This is a genomic window from Marinobacter sp. G11, from assembly GCF_021282325.1.
In the GTDB taxonomy this organism is placed as follows: domain Bacteria; phylum Pseudomonadota; class Gammaproteobacteria; order Pseudomonadales; family Oleiphilaceae; genus Marinobacter; species Marinobacter vinifirmus.
The window spans coordinates 1-747 of the sequence record NZ_JAJSPB010000111.1 but is presented as its reverse complement, the minus strand read 5'-3'; the positions used below and the strand labels follow the sequence as shown (position 1 = coordinate 747).

Annotated in this window: 1 protein-coding gene; it reads left to right on the top strand. The window is 50.1% G+C overall.

The genetic code is table 11. The features are described 5' to 3' along the window. Positions 1 to 192: 192 nt before the first annotated feature. Positions 193 to 744, top strand: coding sequence for a hypothetical protein (locus tag LWH94_RS19275; RefSeq protein WP_232903315.1), 552 nt, complete (start codon positions 193 to 195; stop codon positions 742 to 744). The last annotated feature ends 3 nt before the right edge of the window (positions 745 to 747 follow it).

Genomic DNA, 747 nt, shown 5'->3' with positions numbered 1-747 from the left:
TACCGGCGACGGCGCTGCACTCCGGTTATGACTTCGATTCTCTCCACCTTGGACACTCCTTTGCACTAGGTCTATGCCTAGGCCTTTGCTTCTACCAAGGTGTCCGGTTTAAATGGGGGCTACTACAATGACGATGTGGGCACTGAAGTTAAAGGTGGCTTGATATCCCTCGATCAGCTTATAGGGATGTCTATGACGCTGACACCAAAGCCCGACACGAGAGAACAATTCTTTGTTTCTCTTGAGCTTGTGTGTCCGCACCTTCCCAATTTTCGTCGTCATTATCCTTTCACGGTGAATGCCCAGGCGCAAAGAATTAGCCTCTATGCGTTCGAGGAAGATATTCAACAGATGTTGGGAACAACGTCCAATCAAGACGCATTTGTTCGCATTAGTGTCGAAACAGATCGCATCCTAAAACAGCTCAATATCGTTCGTTACGATGCCCGTCTTGAGGGCCCATCACCGGCAGGAAGGCTCGAAGTAGTTACAGATACTCTATGTGAATCAGAGAACTCAGTCAGAGTATCTGGCATGCGACTCGACGACCCCCGGGCAATTCCAGTTGAGGTTCCAGAGAGGGTATCCCAGGGCGTTGGAATGGGGGTATTCGAAATCCCACTGTCTGGCGTCAACTATCTTGTCCGGTCCGCGACAACTATGATGGCCGGTTGGGTGGTCTTACTTTTTACTCTTTCCAGCCTGCTTAAGCTGTTGCTGTCGTCGGTAGCTTTCCCCCTCTAATTC

What these genes read in the sequence shown, in the direction of transcription:
- LWH94_RS19275 (WP_232903315.1), top strand. Translation starts at nt 193, where the DNA reads ATGACGCTGACACCAAAGCCCGACACGAGAGAACAATTCTTTGTTTCT.